Consider the following 20121-nt stretch of genomic DNA (forward strand, 5'->3'; position numbering starts at 1 on the left):
GTGGGTGTCAGGAATCCCGGCGGGCCCGGGTGTCCGCGGCCTCGCCGGTCAGGTACACCGCCGTCCCGGTGCGGAGGAGCAGGCGGTCCAACGCCGGCTGCCGGTTGTCCAGGTGCAGGCGGGCGCCCGCCTCGACCACCACGCGGTGCACCTTCATCAGCTCCGACAGGCCCGACGAGTCGCAGAAGCCGAGCTCGCCGCAGTCCAGCCGGACGTCCCGGACGCCGGGGTGGCCGGCCAGGCGCTCGGTGACCAGCCGCAGCAGCGTGCCCGCCGTCGCGAACTCGAGGTCGCCGCTGATCGTCACGGCGGCCGTGGCGTCCTCCGGGGTGGTCCAGGTGCAGGTCAGCCCGGTGGTCATGCCGTCCGCTCCGATCCGGCGGCCGGCTCCGCCAGGTGGGTTCGTGCGGCGCAGAGCAAGCCGGTGGCCCGCGGGAAGTCGTGCAGCTCCGCGCCGAGCAGTTCGAGAGCGGGCACGAGCGAGGCCGCCGGGACGCCCCGCGCGGTCAGGATCCCGGCCGTCCAGCTCAGGAACCCGGTGAACAGCTCGCCGTCGCCGACGTACAGCGCCGTCGCCAGGTACTCCACGATGTGCGCGAGGTCCTCGGCCGTGTACTGGCGCTGGAGGTCGGTGTAGGACCGCATGGCCGGGATCCGCTCCTCCAGCCCGGCCAGCACGGTCTTGACCAGCCGGGCCGAGCTGCGGGTGACCAGCGTGTACTCCTGGTCGGCCAGGTGCGGCAGGTCGTCGAGCGGCTGGTGGGCCGCGTGCGGCCGGGGGAGCGGCTCGGTCAGCCGGTCGGCGGCCGCGCGGGCGTCCGGGGCCCACGCTTCGGCACCCAGCAAGCGGGCGTACCGGCCGTCGTGGCCGAAGGCGGCGCCGCCCGCGATGACCGGGGTGGCCGCCGCCTGGCACGCCGTGATGGTCGCGTGCGCCGTCGGCAGCCGGGTCGCCAGCGATCCCGACAGCGCCACCGCGTCCGGGCCGGTCCGGTGCAGGTGCGCCACCAGGTGCGGGGCCGGCACCTGCGCGCCGAGGTAGTCGACGCGGAAGCCGCGCAGTCGCAGCACTTCCGACAGCAGCCGGGCCGGCATCGCGTGCCACTCGCCGTCGACGCACGCGACGGTGATCCGGCCCAGGTGCGGCTCCGGTCGCTTCAGCACGTACCCGAAGGAGGCGATGACGCGGTCGTTGATCGCGGTCGCCGCGTGCTCCTGGGCGACGGTGAGGCGGTTGGCCGCCCACTCGCGGCCGACCCGCCGCTGCACGGCGCCGATCACGTCGAGCAGCACGCTCTCCGGGTCTGTCCCGTCGCCGAGCGCCCGGACCACGGCGTCGCCCGCGGCGTACTCGTCGCCGGCGGTGACCGCCTCCCAGAGCCGTTCGGTGTGCTCGGCCACCGCGGAGGAGCGGGTAGCGGTGCTCATGCGGTGTACCTCCCGCGCCCGTGGCCGCCCACCGCGGCCAGGTGCTGCCCGCGCGGCGCGGTGATCGCCAGCACGGCCATGTCGTCGTGGCTGCCGCGCCCGATCCACTGGGAGGCCAGCATCTGCACGCGCTCGACGACGGCGTCGGCCGGCATGTTCGCGCACTCGGCCACGGCCTGCTCGAGCCGTTCCTCGCCGAACATGGCGTCCCCGAGCGGGCCGCCCTTCGCCTCGACGATCCCGTCGGTGTAGAGCAGGCACGTCTCGCCGGGGTGCAGCGTGATCTCCGCGGTCGTCGACTCGATCTCGGGCAGCACGCCGATCAGGCTGCCCTGGCTGTCGACCTCTTCGACGCGGCCGTCGGCCCGCACGATCAGCGGCGGCGGGTGCCCCGCGCAGGTCACGCGCAGCCGGACGGTGGCGCCTTCGCGCCGCGCGGAGGCCAGCACGAGGGTGACGTACCGGGCGTCGGCGTTGTCGCCGAGCGTGCGGTTGAGCAGGTCCAGCAGCCGGTGGTGGTCGTCGGCCATGGGCAGCAGCGCGCGCAGCGTGGTGCGGATCTTGCCGGTCAGCACGGCCGCGTCGAGGCCCTTGCCGCAGACGTCGCCGAGCACGGCCAGCGACTCTTCGCCCTCGGCGGTGATCGCCGAGTGGACGTCGTAGAAGTCGCCGCCGATCCGCTCGCCGTCGCGCGCCGGGCGGTAGCGGCCGGCGTATTCGACGCCGCCGAGCTGTTCGAGGGTCGGCGGGAGCAGTTCGCGCATCAGCGTGTCGGTGATCGACGCCTGCAGCGCGAACACCCGCGCCGCCGACATGGCCGCGCCGGCCCGCGCGGCGAACAGCCGGGCGAAGAGCTCTTCGGAGTCGCTGAACGACGCCCGGTCGCCGCGGCGCAGCAGCACCAGGGCCCCGGCGGGGACGCCGTGGCCGGGCAGCGGCGTCACGACGATCGAGCCGACCGGCCCGAAGCCCTCCGGCAGCACCCAGGACGGGGCCGCGCCGGGGTCGAGCCAGCGCGAGGGCACCGGCGGGAAGCCCTGCAGCGCTTCGCCGAGCCCGGGCAGCTCGTCCGGGTCGATCTCCAGCCGGGTGCGGGTGGGCTCGCCGCCGCGCACGCAGGAAACGGCCGGGAAGGTCGCCCCGGTGGTCGGGGCCAGCACCAGGGCGGCGTCGGCGAGGTGCTGCGCGGCCAGCCGGGCGGCGACCTCCATGCACCGGTCCAGGTTGAGCGAGCCCAGCAGCGCTGCGGAGGCGTCGCTGAGGAACGCGGTCCGCTCCTGCTCCCGCGCCAGCGCCTCCCGGGCCGAGCGGGTCTCGGTCTCGTCGATGAGCCACCAGGTCACGGCCTCGCCGTGCGGGACCGGGTGCGCGGCGAACGCGCGCTCGCCGACCTCGCCGCGGGCGACCTCGTCGGAGCCGCGCTGGTGCGCCTCGGCCAGCCAGTCCGCGATCGTGCCCGCCGCCGGGCGCCCGAAGCCGGCGGCCGGGAAGAGCGCGCGGGCGGCTTCGTTGAGGGCCCGGACCGTGCCGGACCGGTCGACCACCACGGCGGCGGCCGGGGCGGCCGCCCAGCCGCCGGTGCCGTCGACCGGGGTGGTGGCCGCGGTGTGTGCCGGATCAGCCACGGGCGCCCGCCGGATCCGGGTCGGTCGCCAGCTCGGCCCACAGGGTCTTGCCGCTGGGCCGGCGCAGCTGGCCCCAGGCCGCCGCGCAGCGTTCGACCAGCAGCAGCCCGCGGCCGCCGTGGTCGGACGGCGCCCGGCGGCGGGCCGGGTCGGTCCCGCTGTCGTCGACCTCGATGCGCAGCCGGGCGGCGCCGGGCAGCAAGCGGACGTGGTAGGGCGCGCGGCCGTGGCGCAATGCGTTCGACGTCAGCTCGTCCACCACCATCACCGCCGTGCCGACGAAGTGGGCCGGGAAGCCGCGCAGGACCGTCCGCACCCAGTGCCGGACCCGTGCCAGTTCGGACAGCTCGGGGGAGATGCCCAGTTCGTGCCGGGCAAATCGGAGCTTCACATCCGCCTCCTTCGCCGTGCCACCCCCAGCCGGGAGGCCCTCCCCCTCTTCATGCCCGGAACCGGGCCCGCCCACACGGGTGTCCGAGGTCGTCATGCCGCACCCCAGGCGTCGGCGACCGCCTCGTGGGTCGGGTGCACCGGCAGGACGTCGCCGAGGCGGAGCAGGCCGATGGGCCGGGTCACCGCCGGGACGGCCGACACGACGGCGAACCGGCCGCCCGCCGCGTGCAGCCCGCGGGCCAGCCGGAGCAGGACCTGCAGGCAGCTGGAGTCGCAGTACTCGACCTCGGTCATGTCCACCACGACCCGGGCGGCGCCCGGAGCGGCGACCAGCAGGTCCGCGAGCTTCGTCGAGGCCGCGAAGTCGAACTCGCCGCGCAGGGTGTAGACGCTGGTCTCGCCGGAGTCGTGGGCCTCGAGCGACCAGCCGTCACCCGAGTACCGCTGCCGCGGCCGCGTTGCGTCGGTGGTCATCACAAGCTCCAGGAAGGGATCGGGACACGGGCTGGCCGGCTCAACCCGTTCCCGACGCAATCTACCAGCGCTGTCGACCAGGGGCAGGCCGGTGTCGCCTACTGTCCTTTAAGGACTTTCTCGGCAGGCGCCGTCACCGGCGCCTGCTCCGGCGTCCCCGGCGGCACGACGGCCGTGTTCACGGTGCGGGTCAGCCGCTCGTAGGGGGCCCGGTGCTCGTCGTCGAGCAGCACGGCCAGCGGCGTCCAGACCCCGACGACGAACACCGACGCGGCCAGCGCGACCGGCAGGAGCAGCCGCTCCGGGTGGTTCCCCAGGTCCCAGTGGTCCAGGTCCAGCACCAGCCAGGTGAGCCACAGCGGCGAGAGCAGGACGCCGTTGCGGACCAGCAGCGCGACCGGTCCGGCCCGGCGGCCGCCCCGGCGGGTCACCCGCAGCAGCATCGCGCGCTTGCCCGGGGTCGACCCGGTGACGGCGGGCAGGACCACGAACCACACGAGGCGAGGATGACGACCGGCGTGTCGCGGTGGCTCAGGTCCTCGCCGAACAGCGTCAGCAGGCCGAAGAGGAAACCGAGCAGCGCGGCGAACCCCAGCAGGTCGTGGCCAGCGCGAACAGCCGCCGGGTGAAGGTGACCTTCGCGGCGTAACGGCTCCGCTCGTGCTCGGGCTGCGGCGAGGGGAGCAGCCGCCCGAGCGGTCCGGCCACCAGCCAGCCCACGACGACGCCGGCGGTGTTGAGGATCAGGTCGTCGACGCTGAAGAGCCGGTACGGGCACGGGTAGACGAACCACAGGCCGGTCAGCTGGGTCAGCTCGAAGAACAGCGACAGGCCGAAGCCGATCAGGGTGGCCGGCAGCAGCCGCACCCGCTGGGCGTACCGGAGGTAGAACCCCAGCGGTGCCAGCATCACGACGTTGAGCGCGGTGGTCCACACCGCCGGGTTGTGCAGCAGCGCGGAGGGACCCCAGTGACCGCGGGCCCGCTGGGAGACCACCTCGACGAAGTAGAACGGCCGCAGCTGCGGCGAACTCGCGTAGGTGTGGCCCGCGCAGTAGGACGGGTCGGCGGGCAGCGGCAGCACCGTCTGGGTGGCGATCGCCAGCAGGTAGAACAGGAATGTGTAGAAGACGAAGGTCGGCCACCCGCCGGCGCGGCCGCGGCGGCGGTAGCTGACGAAGGCGGCCGGCAGCATCACGGCCAGCGCGAGGAGGGGGAACAGGAGCAGCGCGGTCCGGACGGGGACCAGGTAGGTGGCGACCACGGAGCCGGTGGTACCCAGCCGCGGGGGCGGCGAAGCGTGCTTCCCCCGGACGGCTGGGAATCACCGGTGGCGACTCACTGCGGCGGCGCGTCCTGCCCGCCGCCGGTCTGCTTGTGGAGGAACTCCTTCGCCTTCTCCGACCCCTGGTCGATCTTGTCGGAGTGCTGGCCGAAGCGCTGCTTGGCGGCCTCGGCGGCCTTGTCGACGCCCTGGTCGGCCTGGTCGGGGTGCTTCCCGAGCGCTTCCTTCGCCTTGTCGAACAGATTCATCGTGGGCCTCCGGTCGGATTCGATCTTGGGACACCCCCGAGGAGAACACCGGGGCCGCGGGGGCGCAACGCTCGTTCCCCTGCGCCGGGGATTTCCGGTGTTCCTGCGGGTGAACGGCCCGGCCGGCGGTTTCGGTGCGGCCGTGCCCGGGTACGGCCGATTCCCTTCGGGTGCCCGGTCGGCGCGGAACCGGCGCTGCTGCACGAAACGCCCACGCGACACAAGGGCGGGGCGACGCCGTCACCGGAACTCCGGGAGCACCTCCGGTCCCCGGCGGGTGGCGCGTGAACCGCGCGCCTCCGCGGCCCGTATATGTGGTGACGATCGCCGCCCCGCCGCACGGGCCGGCGGCCACCGTGCACCACGACGTGAGGCTCGCCATGGTTGGAAACACCGGTCTGCCGCTGGTGCGGCTCGTCCGCCGCCGCACCCCGGTCACCGGGGCCGCGCTGCCCGACTTCGGGCTGCCCCGGCCCGGACGGGGCCACCACGTCGTCGCGGGCCGGGTCCTGACCGTACTGGCCGCGCTGCTCGTGCTGTTCGGGCTCCTCGCCCCGGACGACCTCAGCTCGTTCTCCGCCGCGGCGCTCGTGCGGGTGCCGGTCGAGGGCCTCGTCATCGGGGCGGTCCTGCTGGTCCTGCCGCCGCGGCCGCGCCGCGTCGCCGCCGTGCTCGCCGGGCTGGGGCTCGGCCTGCTGACCCTGATGAAGGCCCTGGACACCGGCTTCTACGCGACGCTGGAGAAGCCGTTCGACCCGGTCTACGACTGGAGCTTCTTCAGCGCCGGTGTCGAGTTCCTGGCCGGGCAGATCGGGGACGCGGCCACGGTCGCCGCCCTGATCGGCGCCGGCCTGCTCGCCGTGGCCGTGGTCGTGGTCATGGTGCTGGCGATGCTGCGGCTGAGCCGGGTCGCGGCCGGGCGGCGGACCGGCGCGACGCGCGTCGTGGCCGTGCTCGCCGTGGTCTGGATCGTCTCCTCGGTGTTCGGCGTCGAGATCGCGCCGGGGCAGCCGGTCGCCGCCCAGAGCGCCGCCGCGCTGGCCTACGGGGACCTGCGCCAGGTCGGCGCCGACCTGCGGGACCAGCGGCCCTTCGGGGAGCTGGCCGCCGAGGACGCCTTCCGGGCCACCCCGGGCGCGCAGCTGCTGAACGGGCTGCGCGGCAAGAACGTCGTGCTGACCTTCGTGGAGAGCTACGGGCGGATCGCGCTCGACGACCCGGTCATCGGCGCGAAGATCGGCCCGGCGCTCGACGCGGGCACGGCCGAGCTGCGGGCGGCGGGCATCGGCGCGAGGAGCGCCTTCCTGTCCTCTTCGACGTTCGGCGGCGGCAGCTGGCTGGCGCACTCGACCGTGCAGTCGGGGATGTGGATCGACAACCAGCAGCGGTACAACGACCTGCTCGCCGGCGACCGGCTGACCCTCGGCGGGGCGTTCCAGCGGGCGGGCTGGCGGACGGTCTGGGACGTGCCCGCGCACACCAAGGACTGGCCGGAGGGGCAGAAGTTCTACCACCCCGACGCCTACTACGACGCCCGTTCCATCGGCTACCACGGGCCGGGCTACGCCTACGCCACCATGCCGGACCAGTTCTCGCTCTCCATGCTGCAGCGCAAGGAGCTGGCGAAGGCGACGCCGCAGCGCCCGGTGATGGCGGAGGTCGACCTGGTCTCCAGCCACGCACCGTGGTCCCCGCGGCCCTGGCTGGTCGACTGGAACCAGGTCGGGGACGGCTCGGTCTTCAACCCCCAGCCCGCGGCGGGCGAAGCGCCGGAGTCGGTCTGGAAGGACCCGGAAAAGATCCGCGAGGCCTACCGCGACGCGACCGACTACTCGCTGAAGACGGTGATCTCGTTCGTCAAGCAGTACGGCGACGAGAACACGGTCCTGGTGTTCCTCGGTGACCACCAGCCGCCGGTGGTCACCCCGCAGGGCGCGGTCCACGACGTGCCGGTCACCATCGTGGCCAAGGACCCGAAGGTGCTCGACCGGATCGCCGGCTGGGGCTGGCAGGACGGCCTGCACCCCGGTGCGCAGGCTCCGGTGTGGAAGATGGATTCCTTCCGCGACCGGTTCCTCAACGCCTTCGCCCGCTGACCGTCCTCTCCGGACGGACGGCAGCGGTTCCGTGCGCCCGGGCGGGGAATCCGCCACCGACCAGTGGCCCGGGCTAGCCCGGATGGAGCAGTGGGGTGACTTTCCGCTGCGCGCCGGTTCACTGGCCCGATGAATTGCCGGTAATTCCCGTGCACTTCTACGCTCGGGAAGTCGGGTTCTCGGCGGTTGAGGAGTGGCCATGTTCAGGAAATGCGCGGTTTTTGCGATCGCGGTGTTTTCCCTTTTCGGTCTGTCGGTCGTGCCTGCGGTCGCGGCGACCGGTGATTTCGCGCCGCCCGGCTGCATCGGCGAGCGCTACGGGACCCTGTTCGGCGAAGGGGTCTCCGTCAGCTGTTTTCCCGGCTCCGGCTACGGATACCGCGTTCTCGCGCATTGTTCGAACGGTTCCGCGTACTGGCTGGTGGCCGGGCTCCCGGTGCCCTACGGATTCGGTCCGGCGGTTGCGGAGTGCTCGGGGGCGCTGCTCGTGCCGGCCCGGCTGATCGTCTACCAGGTCGACGAAATCTGATTCGGGCAGGGAACCGCCCGGCCACCGTTTTTCCCGGTGGCCGGGCGGTGTCGTGCCCGCATTCCGGTCGGCCGGAGGGACGGCCGGGCACCTCCGGTGCCCGGCAGACTCCCGTTCGCGCCGGTGCCCGGTGCGGCGTGTTCTACTTGGTTCAGACCTTTGCGATGCCGCGACGAAGGGGTGGCGGACACGGCGCGGGCGGCCCGGCGGCCGGTCCGCGGCCCGGTCGTTGTCGGGGAAAACCCTTGCCTCATAGCGGTTTATGACTATCCATAGTGGACTTCGGGGCGGGAAATCCGGACAGAAAACCGGACAAATCTGGACCCGGCGCGGGCCTGCCCCGCACACTCGGCGGACGGTGTGTTTCTTTCCCCCGGCCTTGGAGGAGTTCCCATGCGTCGAAGAATCGCCCTGACCCTCGGCAGCGCCGCCGCCGTCCTCACCGCGTCGCTGACCGCGCTCACCCCCGCCGTGGCCCAGGCCTCACCCGGGCTGATCGCCGCCATGCAGCGGGACCTCGGCCTCACCGCCGCGCAGGCGTCGGCCCGGCTCACCCAGGAGATGTCCGCCACCCGGGTGCTGCCCGGCGCGCAGCGGGCCGCCGGCGCCGCGTTCGGGGGCGCGTGGTTCGACCCCGCGCGGGGCAGGCTGGTGGTCGGCGTGACCGACCCGGCCGCGGCCGCCGCCGTCCGGCAGGCCGGGGCCGAACCCGTCGCGGCCCGCACCAGCGCGGCTCAGCTCGACGCGGCCAAGGCCGCGATCGACGCGTCGGCCAAGGCGCAGCCCGCTCCGGCCGCCGTCACCGGCTGGCGCACCGACCCGCGGGCCGGCAGCGTCGTGGTCACCGTGGCGCCGGGCGCCCGCGGCGCGGACGTCGACGCCTTCCTGGCCCGGGCGGCGAAGGCCGGCCCGGTCACCGTGGCGACCGCACCGGCGGCCGCGCCCTTCTCGGCCGGGACGGTCGGCGGCGACCCGTACTACATCAACGGCAACACCCGCTGCTCGATCGGCTTCTCCGTGCAGGGCGGGTTCGTCAGCGCCGGGCACTGCGGCGGCGCGGGCAGCTCGGTCGTCGGCTGGGACGGCTCGTGGATGGGCACCTTCGCCGGGTCTTCCTTCCCCGGCAACGACTATTCGTTCATCCGCATCGGCGGCGGCTGGTGGACCGCGCCGGTGGTGCTCGGCTGGGGCACGGTGAGCGACGCGCTCGTGCGCGGGTCCTGGGTCGCGCCGGTCGGCACGTCGGTGTGCCGCTCGGGCTCGACCACGCACTGGCACTGCGGCACGGTGCTCGGCCAGAACGAGACGGTCAACTACGCCCAGGGTGCGGTCTACCAGATGACCCGCACCAACGTCTGCGCCGAGCCGGGCGACTCCGGCGGCTCGTTCATCACCGGTGACCAGGCCCAGGGCGTCACCTCCGGCGGCTGGGGCAACTGCAGCTCGGGCGGCGAGACGTGGTTCCAGCCGGTCAACGAGATCCTGCAGACCTACGGCGTATCCCTCGTGACGGCGTAGCGGGCCCTTCCGGCGGCGGTGCGATGAATCCGGCGGCCGCCGCCGGTAGGTACCGGTGCGGCCGCACCACCGGGGTGCGGCGTGAAGGCACCGGGAGCGGACATGAGCGTGATCGTCGTCGAGTTCACCACCCTGGACGGCGTCGTCGAGGACCCCGACGGCTCCGGCGGCACGGCTTCCGGCGGCTGGGCGTTCCGGCACGGCCCGGAAGCGGTGGCGGGGGACAAGTTCCGGCTCGGCCCGCTGCTGGAGACCGGCGTCCTGCTGTTCGGCCGGACCACGTGGGAGCTGTTCGCGAAGCTCTGGCCGGGCCGCTCGGGCGAGTTCCCCGACCGGCTCAACGCGGCGGCGAAACTGGTCGCGTCCCGGACGTTGCCCGACGTGTCGGCGTGGCAGAACTCCGTGTTGCTGCGCGGAGAACTCGCTGACGCGATCGTGGAGGAGGAGCGGGACGTGGTCGTCATCGGGTCGGTCGGGATCGCCCGGCAGCTCGCCCGCCACGGCCTCGTCGACGAGTACCGCCTGCTCGTCTTCCCGAGCGTCGCGGGGGAGGGCAGGCGGCTGTTCGAGGACGCGGTGGACTTCGACCTCGTCTCGGCCACCCAGGCCGGGCCGGCGATCCTCAGCACCTACCGGACGCGTTAGGTCCGCAGGAGGCTGCCGAGCCAGCCGCCGAGGACCTGCTGGACCTCGGCGCGGGTCCGGGCCGGTTCCCCGGACGCGGCGATCATCCGCGCCGCCTCCATCACCGCGCTGAGCACCAGCTGGGCCAGGGCGCGGACCGGCATCTCGACGATCAGCCCGTCCGCACGGGCCTGCTCCAGCACGGACACGATCAGGCCGAGGCCGTACTCCGCCTCGATCTCGCGCCAGGCCTCCCAGCCGAGCACCGCGGGTGCGTCGGTGAGCGAGATCCGGCGGACCTCCTCGCGCAGGCAGGCGTCGAGGAAGACGCCGAGGCCGGCGAGCATGCCGGCGAGCGGGTCCGCGCCGGCGGCGAACGCGGCCCGGACCTCTTCGGTCAGCTCGCGTTCCAGCTCCTCGACGACGGCGCGGAACAAGCCCTGCTTGTCGGCGTAGTGGTGGTACAGCGCGCCGCGGGTCACCCCGGCGGCGCGGGTGATCTCGTCGGCCGGCACCGCCGGGTAGCCGCGGGCGGCGAACAGCTCCCGCGCGGCGGCGACCAGTGCGGCCTTCGTGCCGGCGGAACGGTCCTGCTGGGTACGTCGCACCCGCCTAATCTGCCATGGCGCCCGCGAACTCCACGACGTGGCGGGCCAGCACCGCCGGCTGGTCCTCGGACAGGAACGTGTAGCAGTCCGCCACCTCGACGAGTCGCGCGTCGGGCAGCAGGGCGGCGAGCCGGTGGGCCAGCCGGATCGGGAACAGCCGGTCCTCCGTCGCCCAGGCGAGCAGCACCGGCCGGTCGAACCCGCGCAGCGCCTCGGCGGCCGCGAGCGTGTACCGCGGGTGCACGGCCCGCAGCAGTTTCCGCAGGTCCCGGCGCACCTCGGCGGACTTGCGCAGCGGCGAGAGGTAGGCCTGCGCGACCGCGTCCGGCAGCGGCCGCTTGACCACCCGGCCGAACAGGACCGGCAGCGGGTACAGCGCCCGGATGCGGAGCAGCTGTCCCAGCACCGCCATCGAGCCGGGGATCCGGGCCAGCGGCGGCAGCGCCTTGAAGATCGGCGGGAAGAAGTACTCGAAGCAGTCGGACGGCGTGAGCACGACCCGGCCCACCCGCTCCGGACGGCGGCTGAGCAGGATCTGCGTCAGCGCACCGCCCGTGTCGTTGGCGACGAGGGTGACGTCCCGCAGGTCCAGCGCGTCGAGGAAGTCCGCGATCACGTCGGCGTGGCCGACGGGGGAGAGGTCGGCGTCCGCTCGCATCGGCAGGTCGTGCGAGCCGAGGGGCAGATCGGGGGCCAGGCACCGGAACCCGGCCGCGGCGACGTCGGGGACGACCTTCCGCCAGAGTTCGGCGTTCGTCAGCACGCCGTGGATGAAGACGACCGGGGTGCCGCTGCCGCGCGCCCAGTAGCGCACTTCGCCGGCGGGCAGCCGGACGCGGTGTTCCCGACCCAGTGCTTCGCTGCGGTTCGTCATGCTCGCAGGTTACATACATGGTGTATGTATGTAAATGTGCCGGGATGGCTCGGGACGTGGGCGTGGCCCGGCGCGGGTTCGGGCTTGGCGGACGCGTTCGGCTCGCAGAGCTGATGGCGGGAGAGCGGCAAGATCGGCCGGCTGATGCGGTGGTGCCCCGGGACTTGGCTTCGGGGAAAGGTCGGATCCGGGGGCACCACCGCCCGCGGACGGCTGACGGGTGTCTCGCGGTGGACCCACCCTACGAACGGCCGAACGCCCTGACCAGGGCCTCGATGCGGTGTCGAAGGTTTGTCGCCCGGTCGGTCACCGGGCCTACCGAGAGTGGGTCCCGGTCATCGGTTCCCCGGCTTCGGGCTCGTCCGGCGGCCGGTCGGCGTGGCGGTGGACGATCTTCCACTCGCTGTCTTCGCGGCGGTACACGTGCGTGGCGCGCAGGGTGTATGTCGTCGGCTTTCCGTTGACCGACACCGTGTTGTGCTCGAAGCCGATGGTGTACGCGAGGTCGCCGCTCGCGCCCGCCGCGATCACCTCGAACCGGTAGCCGCGCGAGTCGGAGAACTGGGCCGCGACGCGCTTGAAGGCCGCGCTGACGTCGGGCCAGCCGGTCCGGACCGGCAGCCAGGCCCCGAACAGGCTGACCGGGTCCGCGTGCGACCACAACGCGGTGCGCGGCTCCGGGTCCCCGCGGTGGATGGCCTGCTCGGCGGCGGTCTGCCGCGGCAGCACGTCGGCCAGGAAGCTCTCGGCTGGTGCCGGCATGATGACTCCAATACAGTCGTGCTGTTTTCAATACAGTGAGGATGTATCGGATGAGTGGGCCCGTCAAGCGCCAGTACGACGCGAGCCGGCGCCGGGAACAGGCGCGGGAGAACCGGCGGCGGATCGTGGCGGCCGCGCACGAGCTGTTCGTCACGCGCGGTTACGGCCGGACGACCATCGCCGACATCGCCGCCGAAGCCGGAGTCGCCGCGGAGACGGTGTACGCGGCGTTCAAGAACAAGCCCGCGCTGCTGCACCGCGCGTGGGACGTCGCGGTGGGTGGCGACGACGAGGACGTGCCGCTGCTGGAGCGTCCCGAACTGCGGGCCGTGCTCGCCGAGCCCGACCTGCGGGCCCGGCTCGCGGGATTCGCCGCGGTCAACACCGCGGTGATGCGGCGGACCGCGCGGCTGCACCTGGCCGTGCGCGGCGCGGCGGCGAGCGAGCCCGCGGCGGCGGCGCTGCTGGCCGAGATCGACGGCGCGCGGCTGGAGGCGATGGCCGAGCACGCCAGGGCCGCGGCGGCCACCGGGCAGCTGGCGGTTTCCGAAGAGGAGTGCCGGGACGTGCTGTGGTCCACGACGGACGGGACGCTCTGGCACCGGCTCGTCGAGGGCCGCGGGTGGTCCGGCGAGCGGTACGCGGCCTGGCTCGGCCGGCTGTGGGTGGCGGCCCTGCTGGGTTGACCGGCGTGGGTTGACCGGTGCTGAACGCGCGCTTAACCTTAAGTTGAAACTTCAACCGATCTGCGCGCAGCACGGAGTCGTCGATGTCGATCTTCCGCCTGAACCACGCCGTGCTCTACGTGCGGAACCTGGCCGAAAGCGTGGCCTTCTACCGGGACGTGCTCGGCTTCGGGTACATCGACGGCGGTGACGCGTACCGGGGCGCGGCGTTCCTGCGGGCGCCCGGCTCGGCCAACGACCACGACCTCGGCCTGTTCGAAATCGGGGCGGACGCGGCGGACTCCGGGGCCGGGCGGACTTCGGTGGGCCTCTACCACCTGGCGTGGGAGGTCGACACGCTCGGGGACCTCGAGCGGCTCGCCGCCCGGCTCACCGAAGCGGGCGCGCTGGTCGGCTCGTCCGACCACGGGACCACGAAGTCCCTGTACGCCAAGGACCCCAACGGGCTGGAGTTCGAAGTGGTCTGGATCATCCCGCGCGAGCTGCTGACCGATGAGGACCGCGCGAAGGGCGCGTCGATCGGACGGCTCGACCTCGCGGCGGAGCTGGCGAAGTACGGTCCCGACGCGCGCAGCGGCGTCGGGATCTCGCGCTCCTCCTAGACCGCGGCGCCCGCCCGCGTCGGCTCGGACGACCGTTGCCGGACGGACAGGTTGCCCAGCGCGAAGCGGCCCGGGCCGGTGAATGCGATGAGCAGCAGCGACCAGCAGAACAGCGCGGCCGCTTCGCCGCCGTTCTGGATCGGGAACAGGCCGGTCGGCAGGTGGACGACGAAGTAGGCGTACGCCATCGAGCCGGAGCCGAGCACGGCGGCGACGCGGCTGCCGAGGCCGACGCAGACGAGCACCCCGCAGACGAGCTGGATGACCGCGGCCCACCAGCCGGGCCAGGCCCCGACGGCGATCGTCGACTTCGCACCGAACAGGCCGAAGAGCGACTTGAGGCCGTGGCAGACGAAGAGGAAGCCGATGACGATGCGGTAGAGCCCGAGGACGTGGTCGCGGGCCGGGTCCAGGCGATGCATGGTGCCTCCGGTGAGCGGGGAGAGGGCGGCATCGAACCGGCCGGCAGTGCGGCCGGCCGTGTGCGAATTCGGGTCACCCAGATATACCGGTCGTGGACTGTTGCCACAAGCTCCAAATGTCGTGTAAAGCAGTTTCGAAACCCATGATCGGCCGGCGGCGATGCGCACGGCAGCGTTGTGGCGCAACGAGAATCCGCCGTACGGGTGATCTTCCTTCAGTGGTCCAGACCTCTGTGTAATCGGGGTCGATGTTACCGCGGTGTTTCGGGATTATTTTCGAGTCTTTCGATGTCGCTGCTTAACGCGCGACTTAACAAAATGGGGGGATCCGAATGTCGTATTCGACGCGTCCGGATGATGTGTGACGGCCGGGGGGAGCCGCTCGCCCCGCGGGCTCCGGATGCGACGTTCGACATGATCGCCGAGTTGCTCCACCGGTTTGAGGTGCCACCCCCTAAGGTGGCTCCATGGTGGACGAAGAAGTCGTCTCGGAGCGCATCCGGCAGATCGCCGCCACCCTCGAGGGCCGCGCGGCCGAACTCACCGGCGAGCTGGTCCAGCTGTACGCCACCGATCTGCCGCAGCTGGTCAACGACGACGAGCGCATGGTGAGCCTGCTGTCGGCGAGTGTGTACCAGAACATCGAGACCGCGCTGCAGATCTTCCGGCACGGCATCGACCCGGCGGGCGTCGAGCCGCCGGCCGCGGCCATCGAGTACGCGCGCCGGCTCGCCCAGCGCGGCACCCCGGTGTTCGACCTGATCCGCGCCTACGACCTCGGGCAGGCCGCGATGCTGGACTTCGGGTTCCAGGAGTGCATCCGTGCGGTCGACGACGCGGCCCTGCTCGGGGCCATGATGCGACGGCTGCTGCGGGTCGCCTACGAGTTCATCACCCGGGTCGTCCGCCAGCTCGTCGGCGTCTACCAGGACGAACGCGACCGCTGGCTGCTCAACCGCAGTGCCGCGCGGGCGGCGAAGGTGGCCGACCTGCTCGACGGCAACGGCGGCCTGATCGACGTCGACGCGGCCGAGGCGGTGATCGGCTACCGGCTGCGCGGCACGCACGTGGGGATGATCGTCTGGCACGCGTCGGCGGCCTTCGTCGACGACGCGCTGTCGCTGCTGGAGTCGGTCGCGGGCGCGGTGTTCGAGCGCGTCCGCGGGCAGGGCCGCCCGCTGTTCGTCCCGCGCGACGAGGCCAGCGCCTGGGTGTGGCTCCCGCTCGCCCCGGGTGCGACGGTCGGCCGCGACCACCTCGACGCGGCGCTCGCCGAGGCCGAAACGGGCGTCCGGGTGACCGTCGGTGACCCCGGCACCGGCGTCGCTGGCTTCCGCGACACCCACCAGCAGGCCCGCCGCGTGCACGCGCTGGCGCTGGCGGCGGGGGAGCACTGCGACCGGGTGCTGACCTTCCGCGAGGTCGGCACGGTGGCGCTGATGACCAGCGACCTGAACGCGGCCCGCCTGTGGGTCGCGAGCACCCTGGGCCCGCTGGCGGCCGACGACGAGAACTGCGCCCGCCTGCGCGAGACGCTGCGGGTGTTCCTGACCACGGGCGCCAGCTACACGGCGGCGGCCGCGGAGCTGACGATGCACAAGAACTCGGTCCAGTACCGCGTCCGCAAGGCCGAGGAGCTGCTGCCCCGCGGCCTCGGCGACGAGCGCCTGGACGTCGAGCTGGCCCTGGCCCTGTGCCGCCGCCTGGGCTCGGCGCTGCTCTCCCCGCCGTGAGCTGGGCGTCTTTGGTGTCCGGGACCACCGGGTCCCAAGATCGTTGGGCCGCGGGCACGAAGCCCGGGAGCCGATCTTCACCTACCGTGCTCGCATGGGTGAGAACGGTGGGATGCTCGCACTGGTGCGGCTACGCCGAGGCGTCGTCGGCGAGAGCAGACGCGTCTGCCACCTGATCCCGGTCCCGGCCGGTCCGGTCCCGGAGCACCTGACGGCCTTGTGCGGCGAGTCGATCTTCCCCGGGGACGCCGAGGTGCTGGACGGGCTGCGGGGGATGCCGTGCCACGCGTGCCTCGTGCGGAGCGCCTCGCCGGAGCCGGGCCGGCTGGCGAACGCGGGCTGACGGCTCCGCACGTCCTTCGCTGAATCGATCTCGTGAAAACGCCACCGGCTTTGCCGCTGCGGCGTTCACGGTGAATTGTTTGTCGGTGAATATCCGACCGGACAACTCGACCATTTCTCGCGCGATCACCGCACGTAGTCAATCGACTGTCCACAGTGGCGAACACGGCCGATTCCACTGTGGATGGCGTGGGAAACTGCGGCGACTGGTCCAGGTTCGATAGGTCATTCGGCTGAACTCTGCGGATTACGTACCCAAGTACGGTCTCGTGCCCCTTAACCTTGCGTGATTCTTCGTCAATCGCACTGGGGAGTGAGATGAAGTCCACGTCACCGCCTTGGTTTCCGCGCGCCCATTCGCCGTCGGGGGCCGACCGCCGGCGATGACGGAAGCCGGAACACTCGAACGTTTCGCGGAAATCGCCCGGCGTTCGCCCTCGCGGGTGGCCGTCCTCGGTGATCGGCCGGTGAGCTACGGCGAGCTGGCCGAGCGGGCCGGCGGGCGGGCCGCGCGGCTGCTCGACGCCGGGGTGCGGCCGGGGGAGTTCGTCGGCCTGGTCACCGGGCACGGCACCGCCGCCATCTCGGCGATCCTCGGCACCCTCGCCGCGGGTTGCGCCTACGTGCCGCTGGACCCGACCTTCCCGCGGGACCGGCTGGCCCACCAGGTCGCCGCCGCCCGGGTGTCGGCCGTGCTGGCCGATCCCGAACACCTCGAGCTCGCGGAAGCCCTGTGCCACAACGGATCCGCTCGCGTTGTCCAGTCGCCATCGGACGACACCGCGCCGCTGCCGGTGCCCGGACCGGACCCGGACGCGCCGGCCTACGTGCTGTTCACCTCCGGCTCCACCGGGACGCCGAAGGCGGTCGCGCAGACCCACCGCAACCTGCTGCACGTCGTGGACAACCAGATCGCCACGCTCGGGATCACCGCCGCCGACCGGGTCAGCCTGCTGGCCTCCTTCGGCTTCGACGCGGCCATCCCGGACCTCTACCCGGCGCTGCTGACCGGCGCCGCCGTGGTGCCGGTCGACGTCCGCGCCCACGGCGTGGCCCACGCGGCCCGGGAACTCGCGCGGCACGCGGTGACCGTCTATCACTCGACGCCCACGGTCTACCGCTACCTGCTCGACGCCCTCGAAGGGGACCTGCCGTCGGTGCGGACCGTCCTGCTCGGCGGCGAGCAGGCCACCTACGCCGACGTCCGCCGCGGCCGGTTCGCGCCGGGGTGCGTGTTCGTCAACGGCTACGGCGCCACCGAGGTGACCTTCGCCGCGCAGTACCGGCTGACCGCTGCGGACGCCGGCGACGACGCCACCGGGCCGCTGCCCATCGGGACCGCGCTGCCCGGCTACACGCTCACCGTGCTCGACGGCGGCGAGCTCGAAGTCAGCGGCGAATACCTGGTCGAGGGCTACTTCGGCCAGGCGAGCCCGGCGTTCGGCACCACCGCCGACGGCGTGCGCAGCTACCGCACCGGCGACCTCGGCCGGGTGCTGCCCGACGGGAACCTCGTCTGCCTCGGCCGGCTGGACCGGCAGGTCAAGGTGCGCGGGTTCCGCGTCGAGCTCACCGAGATCGAGGCCCGGCTCGGCGAACAGCCCGGGGTGGCCGAGGCGCGTGCCGTCGTCCGCGACGGCGAACTGCTCGCCTACGTCACCCCGGCGCCGGGCACCCGGCCGGACGGGACGGCGCTGCGGGCCGCGCTGGCCGAGGTGCTGCCCGGGCACGCCGTGCCGGCGGCGGTCATCGCGGTCGCGGCCTTCCCGCTCACCGTCAGCGGCAAGCTCGACGAGGAAGCGCTTCCGGACCCCCGGCCGGCCGCCGGGCCGGAACCCAGCGGGCCGACGACCCCGGCGCAGCGCCGGGTGCACGCGATCTGGTGCGCGGTGCTCGGCCACGACCGGATCGGCACCACGGACGCGTTCTTCGACGTCGGCGGCCACTCCCTGCTGCTGGGCCGGGTCCAGCAGCGGCTGGCCGCCGAGTTCGGGACCGACGTCCCGCTGCTGAGCCTGCTGGAGCACCCGACGGTCGCGGCGCAGGCCGCCTACCTCGACCAGTCCACTGCGGACGCCGAGCCGGTGGGGGAAGCACCGGACGCGGACGAGCCCGGCGGCGACCTGATCGCCGTCGTCGGGCTCGCCTGCCGGTTCCCCGGGGCGCCGGACACGCAGGCGTTCTGGTGGAACCTCTGCGCCGGCGCCGACGCGATCCACGACTACACCGACGACGAGCTGGCCGCGCTCGGCATCGGCCCCGGCCTGCGGGCCGACCCCGCGCACGTGCGGGCCGGGGGCCGGCTCGCGCACGTGGAGGACTTCGACGCCGGGTTCTTCGGGTTCACCGCCGAGGAAGCGGCGCTGACCGACCCCCAGCACCGGCTCTTCCTGGAGACCGCGTGGCACGCCCTCGAAGACGCCGGCCGCGACCCGGCACGGGAAGCCGGCCCGGTCGGCGTGTTCACCTCCGCGGGCGTGAACCGGTACTTCCTGTTCCACCTGTTCGGGAACCCGGCCGTCACCGGCGACCTCGACCCCGACGACTGGGAAGGCAGGCTGACCGGCCGCCAGCTCACCGACCACCTGCCCGGCCAGCTCGCCTACCGGCTCGGCCTGACCGGGCCCGCGGTGGCCGTCCAGAGCGCCTGCTCCAGCTCGCTCGCCGCGGTCGGGCTGGCCGCACAGAGCCTCGCCGAATACCGCTGCGACCTGGCGATCGCCGGCGGCGTCAGCATCACGTGGCCGCGTTACCGCGCCGGGGGGATGGCTTCGGCGGACGGCCGCTGCCGGTCGTTCGACGTGGCGGCCGACGGCGCCGGCTTCGGTTCGGGCGCCGGGGTCGTGGTGCTGCGGCGGCTGTCCGACGCCCTCGCCGACCGCGACCACATCCACGCCGTGCTGCCCGGCTGGGCGATGACCAACGACGGCGGCGACCGGGCAGGCTACGCCGTGCCGAGCCCGGCGGGCCAGGCCGCCGCGGTCGCCGAGGCGCTGGCCGTGGCCGAGGTCGAGCCGGCCGAGGTGCGGCTGGTCGAGGCACACGGCAGCGGCACCCCGCTGGGCGACGCCATCGAGGTGGCCGCGCTCAACCGGGTGTACCGGGACGTCGCGCCCGGGACCTGCGCGCTCGGCTCGGTCAAGACGAACATCGGCCACCTCGACGCGGCCGCCGGCGTGGCCGGGCTGATCAAGGCCGTGCTTTCGGTGCGCCACGGCGTGATCCCGCCGAACCTGCACTTCACCGCGCCGCACCCGGAGGTCGACCTCGCCGGCGGGCCCTGGTACGTGCCGGTCAAGGCGGCCGACTGGCCCGACGTGCCGCGGCGGGTGGCCGGGGTGAGCGCCTTCGGGATGGGCGGGACCAACGTCCACGTGCTCGTCGAAGAAGCGCCCGCGCCCGGCCCGCGGGTGAGCGCGGCCGGCCCGCACGTCCTGCCGGTGTCCGCGCAGGACCGGACCGCGCTGCGCGAGGCGCTTTCGACGCTGCGGGACCGGCTCGCCGACGACCCGCCCGACCTGGCCGACGTCGCCTACACCCTCGCCGTCGGCCGCCGGGAGCTCGCGGTCCGCGCCGCCGTGGTCGCCGCCACGGCAGCGGAGGCCGTCGAAGCCCTCGGCGCGCTGCTGGCGGAGGACACCGACCTGGCCGGGCCGCCCGGCGCGGCCCGGGAGCTGGCCGCCCGCTGGGTGGGCGGCGCGAGCGTCGACTGGGCCGCCCGCCACGACGGCGCCCGCCCGGGCCGGGTGCCGCTGCCCGGCTACCCGTTCCAGCGCAGCAGGTTCTGGATCGACCCGCCGGCTCGGGGACACCACCCGTGAGCCGCACGCACGACCACACGGCCGCCACCGCGGCCGTGCCGAACTGGGGAGT

At 73.4% G+C, this 20121-nt stretch carries 21 protein-coding genes; 9 read left to right on the forward strand and 12 right to left on the reverse strand.

Features of this window, described 5'->3' with window-relative positions:
- Positions 1-7 precede the first annotated feature (7 nt).
- From HUT10_RS49630 to HUT10_RS49660, 8 genes are all read right to left on the reverse strand, one after another.
- Entirely contained in the window at positions 8-361 is a 354-nt protein-coding gene (locus tag HUT10_RS49630) for an STAS domain-containing protein (protein WP_176177575.1), read from the reverse strand.
- Positions 358-1428, reverse strand: a complete 1071-nt coding sequence (locus HUT10_RS49635) for a B12-binding domain-containing protein (RefSeq protein ID WP_176177576.1) — start codon at positions 1426-1428, stop codon at positions 358-360. The genes HUT10_RS49630 and HUT10_RS49635 overlap by 4 nt, the downstream gene beginning before the upstream one ends.
- Complete coding sequence (locus tag HUT10_RS49640) at positions 1425-2975, reverse strand: PP2C family protein-serine/threonine phosphatase (RefSeq protein ID WP_254897538.1); 1551 nt, start codon at positions 2973-2975, stop codon at positions 1425-1427. The genes HUT10_RS49635 and HUT10_RS49640 overlap by 4 nt, the downstream gene beginning before the upstream one ends.
- 70 nt (positions 2976-3045) lie before the next feature.
- On the reverse strand, positions 3046-3444 hold the full coding sequence (locus HUT10_RS49645; RefSeq protein WP_176177577.1) for an ATP-binding protein: 399 nt from the start codon (positions 3442-3444) through the stop codon (positions 3046-3048).
- 92 nt (positions 3445-3536) lie between these two features.
- Positions 3537-3920 carry an STAS domain-containing protein gene (locus tag HUT10_RS49650; RefSeq protein ID WP_176177578.1) on the reverse strand — a complete coding sequence of 128 codons (384 nt, stop codon included), beginning with the start codon at positions 3918-3920 and terminating at the stop codon, positions 3537-3539.
- A gap of 98 nt (positions 3921-4018) precedes the next feature.
- Complete coding sequence (locus tag HUT10_RS51710) at positions 4019-4417, reverse strand: RDD family protein (protein ID WP_254897409.1); 399 nt, start codon at positions 4415-4417, stop codon at positions 4019-4021.
- Between the two features lie 55 nt (positions 4418-4472).
- Positions 4473-5183 (reverse strand): VanZ family protein, encoded by a 711-nt coding sequence (locus HUT10_RS51715; RefSeq protein WP_254897410.1) that lies wholly within the window; start codon positions 5181-5183, stop codon positions 4473-4475.
- A gap of 74 nt (positions 5184-5257) precedes the next feature.
- Positions 5258-5452 (reverse strand): antitoxin, encoded by a 195-nt coding sequence (locus tag HUT10_RS49660; RefSeq protein WP_176177579.1) that lies wholly within the window; start codon positions 5450-5452, stop codon positions 5258-5260.
- Positions 5453-5832: 380 nt separating this feature from the next.
- Between HUT10_RS49660 and HUT10_RS49665 the strand changes: the two genes are divergently transcribed.
- The 4 genes from HUT10_RS49665 to HUT10_RS49680 all read left to right on the forward strand — a co-directional run bounded on the left by HUT10_RS49665 (position 5833) and on the right by HUT10_RS49680 (position 10240).
- Positions 5833-7548, forward strand: a complete 1716-nt coding sequence (locus tag HUT10_RS49665; protein ID WP_176177580.1) for a sulfatase-like hydrolase/transferase — start codon at positions 5833-5835, stop codon at positions 7546-7548.
- Between the two features lie 199 nt (positions 7549-7747).
- Positions 7748-8077 carry a hypothetical protein gene (locus tag HUT10_RS49670; protein WP_254897539.1) on the forward strand — a complete coding sequence of 110 codons (330 nt, stop codon included), beginning with the start codon at positions 7748-7750 and terminating at the stop codon, positions 8075-8077.
- 393 nt (positions 8078-8470) lie between these two features.
- Positions 8471-9595, forward strand: a complete 1125-nt coding sequence (locus HUT10_RS49675) for a S1 family peptidase (protein WP_176177581.1) — start codon at positions 8471-8473, stop codon at positions 9593-9595.
- Positions 9596-9697: 102 nt separating this feature from the next.
- Positions 9698-10240, forward strand: coding sequence for a dihydrofolate reductase family protein (locus HUT10_RS49680; protein WP_176177582.1), 543 nt, complete (start codon positions 9698-9700; stop codon positions 10238-10240).
- Here the strand turns inward: HUT10_RS49680 and HUT10_RS49685 are convergent.
- The 3 genes from HUT10_RS49685 to HUT10_RS49695 form a co-directional block, all read right to left on the reverse strand.
- Positions 10237-10827: a TetR/AcrR family transcriptional regulator gene (locus HUT10_RS49685; protein WP_176177583.1), complete on the reverse strand. Its 591-nt coding sequence runs from the start codon at positions 10825-10827 to the stop codon at positions 10237-10239. The two genes, HUT10_RS49680 and HUT10_RS49685, sit on opposite strands and share 4 nt — an antisense overlap.
- Before the next feature lie 4 nt (positions 10828-10831).
- Positions 10832-11701, reverse strand: coding sequence for an alpha/beta fold hydrolase (locus tag HUT10_RS49690; RefSeq protein WP_176177584.1), 870 nt, complete (start codon positions 11699-11701; stop codon positions 10832-10834).
- 315 nt (positions 11702-12016) lie between these two features.
- Positions 12017-12463 carry a nuclear transport factor 2 family protein gene (locus HUT10_RS49695; RefSeq protein ID WP_176177585.1) on the reverse strand — a complete coding sequence of 149 codons (447 nt, stop codon included), beginning with the start codon at positions 12461-12463 and terminating at the stop codon, positions 12017-12019.
- A gap of 50 nt (positions 12464-12513) precedes the next feature.
- Here HUT10_RS49695 and HUT10_RS49700 point away from each other — a divergent pair, with 50 nt between their 5' ends.
- Together HUT10_RS49700 and HUT10_RS49705 are read left to right on the forward strand one after the other, a co-directional pair.
- Positions 12514-13149: a TetR/AcrR family transcriptional regulator gene (locus HUT10_RS49700; RefSeq protein ID WP_176177586.1), complete on the forward strand. Its 636-nt coding sequence runs from the start codon at positions 12514-12516 to the stop codon at positions 13147-13149.
- Between the two features lie 83 nt (positions 13150-13232).
- Complete coding sequence (locus HUT10_RS49705; RefSeq protein ID WP_176177587.1) at positions 13233-13751, forward strand: VOC family protein; 519 nt, start codon at positions 13233-13235, stop codon at positions 13749-13751.
- Here HUT10_RS49705 and HUT10_RS49710 read toward each other — a convergent pair.
- Positions 13748-14173 (reverse strand): DoxX family protein, encoded by a 426-nt coding sequence (locus HUT10_RS49710; RefSeq protein WP_176177588.1) that lies wholly within the window; start codon positions 14171-14173, stop codon positions 13748-13750. The two genes, HUT10_RS49705 and HUT10_RS49710, sit on opposite strands and share 4 nt — an antisense overlap.
- A gap of 467 nt (positions 14174-14640) precedes the next feature.
- Here HUT10_RS49710 and HUT10_RS49715 point away from each other — a divergent pair, with 467 nt between their 5' ends.
- From HUT10_RS49715 to HUT10_RS49725, 3 genes are all read left to right on the forward strand, one after another.
- Positions 14641-15906, forward strand: a complete 1266-nt coding sequence (locus HUT10_RS49715; RefSeq protein WP_176177589.1) for a CdaR family transcriptional regulator — start codon at positions 14641-14643, stop codon at positions 15904-15906.
- 94 nt (positions 15907-16000) lie between these two features.
- Entirely contained in the window at positions 16001-16249 is a 249-nt protein-coding gene (locus tag HUT10_RS49720; protein WP_254897411.1) for a hypothetical protein, read from the forward strand.
- Between the two features lie 382 nt (positions 16250-16631).
- Entirely contained in the window at positions 16632-20069 is a 3438-nt protein-coding gene (locus HUT10_RS49725; RefSeq protein WP_176177590.1) for an AMP-binding protein, read from the forward strand.
- The last annotated feature ends 52 nt before the right edge of the window (positions 20070-20121 follow it).

It is taken from the genome of Amycolatopsis sp. Hca4, from assembly GCF_013364075.1.
Taxonomy (GTDB): domain Bacteria; phylum Actinomycetota; class Actinomycetes; order Mycobacteriales; family Pseudonocardiaceae; genus Amycolatopsis.

Excerpts from the sequence above, each read along its gene's own strand:
- HUT10_RS49725 (WP_176177590.1), top strand. The coding sequence starts at position 16,632 with ATGACGGAAGCCGGAACACTCGAACGTTTCGCGGAAATCGCCCGGCGT.
- HUT10_RS49705 (WP_176177587.1), top strand. The coding sequence starts at position 13,233 with ATGTCGATCTTCCGCCTGAACCACGCCGTGCTCTACGTGCGGAACCTG.
- HUT10_RS49660 (WP_176177579.1), bottom strand. The coding sequence starts at position 5,452 with ATGAATCTGTTCGACAAGGCGAAGGAAGCGCTCGGGAAGCACCCCGAC.
- HUT10_RS49720 (WP_254897411.1), top strand. The coding sequence starts at position 16,001 with ATGGGTGAGAACGGTGGGATGCTCGCACTGGTGCGGCTACGCCGAGGC.
- HUT10_RS49635 (WP_176177576.1), bottom strand. The coding sequence starts at position 1,428 with ATGAGCACCGCTACCCGCTCCTCCGCGGTGGCCGAGCACACCGAACGG.
- HUT10_RS49695 (WP_176177585.1), bottom strand. The coding sequence starts at position 12,463 with ATGCCGGCACCAGCCGAGAGCTTCCTGGCCGACGTGCTGCCGCGGCAG.
- HUT10_RS49665 (WP_176177580.1), top strand. The coding sequence starts at position 5,833 with ATGGTTGGAAACACCGGTCTGCCGCTGGTGCGGCTCGTCCGCCGCCGC.
- HUT10_RS49715 (WP_176177589.1), top strand. The coding sequence starts at position 14,641 with ATGGTGGACGAAGAAGTCGTCTCGGAGCGCATCCGGCAGATCGCCGCC.
- HUT10_RS49650 (WP_176177578.1), bottom strand. The coding sequence starts at position 3,920 with ATGACCACCGACGCAACGCGGCCGCGGCAGCGGTACTCGGGTGACGGC.
- HUT10_RS49630 (WP_176177575.1), bottom strand. The coding sequence starts at position 361 with ATGACCACCGGGCTGACCTGCACCTGGACCACCCCGGAGGACGCCACG.
- HUT10_RS49710 (WP_176177588.1), bottom strand. The coding sequence starts at position 14,173 with ATGCATCGCCTGGACCCGGCCCGCGACCACGTCCTCGGGCTCTACCGC.
- HUT10_RS49700 (WP_176177586.1), top strand. The coding sequence starts at position 12,514 with ATGAGTGGGCCCGTCAAGCGCCAGTACGACGCGAGCCGGCGCCGGGAA.
- HUT10_RS49675 (WP_176177581.1), top strand. The coding sequence starts at position 8,471 with ATGCGTCGAAGAATCGCCCTGACCCTCGGCAGCGCCGCCGCCGTCCTC.
- HUT10_RS49690 (WP_176177584.1), bottom strand. The coding sequence starts at position 11,701 with ATGACGAACCGCAGCGAAGCACTGGGTCGGGAACACCGCGTCCGGCTG.
- HUT10_RS49670 (WP_254897539.1), top strand. The coding sequence starts at position 7,748 with ATGTTCAGGAAATGCGCGGTTTTTGCGATCGCGGTGTTTTCCCTTTTC.
- HUT10_RS49680 (WP_176177582.1), top strand. The coding sequence starts at position 9,698 with ATGAGCGTGATCGTCGTCGAGTTCACCACCCTGGACGGCGTCGTCGAG.